We start from the raw sequence: 2,988 nt of genomic DNA, 5'->3' as shown, positions 1-2,988 counted from the left end.
CTCCCACTTTTCGAGCTGCGTCCCGTTCAGCCGTTTCAACTCGATCGACAGCCTCGTGTTCGGCATGACCGTAAGCATAGCAATTGCCAGAGAATCTGTCAAGTTATTTAAGGGACACTCCACTAGGGGAAATGGGGATGGCGCGATTCCGCGCAACGACGCACTACACGGTCGAGGAGATCCGGGCGAAGGCGCAGGAAGACGCGCTCTACGCCCCTTCTTGCGCTGGCTGTTCGTCCTGCCCCTCATCCTCCTCGGGATCGCCGGGGTGCCCCCGGATCCCGTGGTCGTCAGCATCTTCGGTGGGAACCGGGTGAACACCGGGGTATCTCCATCGCCCTGCCGCTCCTCGGGCATATCGATCGCATCGACAGGCGCGCCGATGATCGAGACCTTCGGCGTCCTGGCCAAGGCCTGCCAAGGCTCGCTCGCTACCCGGCGCATCCTAGCTAGTCGCCTTTTTCAACATGCTGCAAAACCGCAAAGCGCTGTCCTTCTACAAAGCCGGCCAGAAGCTCCGGGGCGACGGCGTCCTGGCCGTGACGGAACGGGCGGGGTTGCTCCCCACTGGGTGGGCGTCGAGGTCCGCGTAGCTGGCGCCGGGCAGCGTCTCCGATCCCGAGACCGGGCGCGTGGAATCGTTCTGGCAAGCCTATTTCGGTAAGGGCGGGGCCAAGCTGCGGTTCTATAGGCCGGTGTTGACGGGGATGTGAGCGTATGCGAGAAACCAACGTACTGGAAGCGGCGTTCCGCGTCGTGACACCGATGTTTCTCGGAGGGGCGAAACCGGACGATCGGGCCGAATTGCGCGTATCGCCAATTAAGGCGGCCTTGCGGTTTTGGTGGCGGGCGATCACCTGGCGGGGAATCAGATCTGCTCAACCGGCCAACAGCGCTGCAATTGCGGAACTCCGCAGGCAGGAGGCTGCACTCTTCGGCTCGGCCGATGGGGGACAAAGCCAAGTGCTGCTTAGGATCAAGAGGTACGGGAACGTCAAGGTTGCAGACAAGGGCAGTGTGTTGGATAACGTGGTAAATCGGCCCGGCGCGCGCTACTTGGGTTATGGTGTGATGGTCGCGCCGACAGGGCAACTTACCAGGTCGTGCGTAATTCGCAATGCCGAGTTTACGCTAGCGGTGAGGTCGCGCCGTTCGATCCATCATGAGGTCGTCAACTCCCTCAAGCTGCTGGTTCTCTTAGGTGGCCTAGGCAGCAGAGCGCGCAAGGGCTACGGCAGCCTGACCCTTATCGGACTCGCTGGCGGCGACACCAAGTGGGAGGCGCCCGCCACCGACGACAGCTTCGTAAGCGAACTCAGGAGTCTCCTCTCAGCTGCCGCCGCGCTGGCCGACGAACCGCCGTTCAGCGCGTTTTCCAAGGAGTCACGGGTTTGCCTACTGCTAGACGGCAACGATCCCTTGGCAGTGCTCGACACCTACGGGCGGCAGATGCAGCGGTATCGGAGCTGGGGCAAGGATGGCAAGGTAAGCAAGTTACATAGCGAGGAAAACTTTGAGTCGGATCACGCTTGGGCTAAGGGCACACGACCAAAGGACTTCCACCCCGAACGTGTGGTCTTCGGCCTCCCGCACAACTACGGGCAAGGCTCCAACTTGCAAGTGAGGCCCGAACATTACGACCGGCGCGCCAGCCCCCTGTGGTTCCACGTCCACGACTATGGCCCTCGCGCGAATCCAAGATACGCAGGAATCGCCACTGTCTTGCGAGCCGAGTTCCTACCCGACAGCGAGCCCATAAACGCTGGCCGAACACCGGTTACCGCCAAGCCGGACTACGGTGTAATCGACAAGTTTTTTAACGGGTGCGTCGGTCACCGCGATGCCAAAACAACCGACAAGTACTTCCCCGCTGCGCGAGAGGTATTCCCGTGAGCGGCCGCATACTCCACTTCACCCTCGGCCCCGTCCAAGGTTTCGTCGCCCAGGCACGGCGCACGCGCGATCTTTGGGGTGGGTCGTTCCTCCTGTCCTGGCTTTTCCGGCATTGCCATGCGCCAGGTTCTCCTCGCCGGCGGGCGGATTGTTTTCCCGGTCGTTCACGATGACCAGAAGCAACCCTGCGACCCGTTGCTCGCGGCGGTACTTGGTACCCCTCTTTCGGACAAGTCGCGGCCAACTATCGGGTCCCTACCCAATCGCTTCAGAGCGGAAGTTCCTGTCGGCTTCGATCCCAGCACGCAGATTGGGGATGTGGTCAAAAAGACTTTCGAAGACGCTGCGGAAAAGGTCCTGGAGACGTACATCAAGCCGGCTGAACATTGTGGCTACGGGACATGTGACTCTGGGAGCGCCAGATCAAGAACTTCTGGGAGATCGCCTGGGTTGTGGGCAACGACCCTGGAGCTCGAAGCGATGCCACCTGGCTAGACGCGCGCAAGAATTGGCGAGTACCCGCAAGCCAACAAATCGAGGGTGGCGATCACTGCACTGTGATGCATTCGTGGCAAGAGATCTCCGGTTGGATACGGGCGCGGGACCGTAGAAGACAAGATCTTTTCTGGGAGGAAATTCGTAAAAGTAGGCGGATAGGCAAGTTGGACTTGCGCGAAGACGAAAGGCTGTGCGCAATCGCCTTTGTTAAGCGGATGTTGCCTCGTCTCGCGGAACAGAACCAGAGCCTGATAGGCTGGAAGGTCAATACGCGAAGCTGGCCGTCCACTGCCTACATGGCGGCCGTGCCGTGGATCAAGGATGCGTGGGAGAAGGATGAAACGCAGGCGAAGAAGCTGGCCGAGCTCGCGAGGGCCCATTCTGAAGAAGGCGCCTTCGGTGAACGGGATACGCGCATTGCGTGCTTGCAAAGTGTGGACAAGGACTTTCGGAGCCTAGACGGCAATACCTTGTCGGGTAAGGGACTGGCGCGGTACCTGAGTCACGGCTCGGCCCGTTTCCAGCCCCTCCCCATAAGAACTGCTCGTGAGGTTTTCCCTCAAGCAGCTCACCCAGCGAGCTTCATCGAAAGGGTTA

The 2,988-nt window shown here is 60.5% G+C and carries 3 protein-coding genes; all 3 read left to right on the top strand.

Annotation, left to right across the window (positions count from 1 at the left end; all coding sequences use genetic code 11):
- Positions 1-717 precede the first annotated feature (717 nt).
- Positions 718-1,893 carry a type III-B CRISPR module RAMP protein Cmr1 gene (gene cmr1, locus M3461_01135; GenBank protein MDQ3773078.1) on the top strand — a complete coding sequence of 392 codons (1,176 nt, stop codon included), beginning with the start codon at positions 718-720 and terminating at the stop codon, positions 1,891-1,893.
- Positions 1,890-2,066, top strand: a complete 177-nt coding sequence (locus M3461_01130) for a hypothetical protein (protein ID MDQ3773077.1) — start codon at positions 1,890-1,892, stop codon at positions 2,064-2,066. Before cmr1 ends, M3461_01130 begins: the two co-directional genes overlap by 4 nt.
- Before the next feature lie 489 nt (positions 2,067-2,555).
- Positions 2,556-2,988: hypothetical protein (locus tag M3461_01125; GenBank protein ID MDQ3773076.1), on the top strand; the 433-nt coding region annotated here is incomplete at its 3' end.

The sequence above is a fragment of the Pseudomonadota bacterium genome (assembly GCA_030860485.1).
GTDB lineage: Bacteria > Pseudomonadota > Gammaproteobacteria > JACCXJ01 > JACCXJ01 > JACCXJ01.
This window is presented reverse-complemented; position numbering and strand designations above follow the sequence as displayed.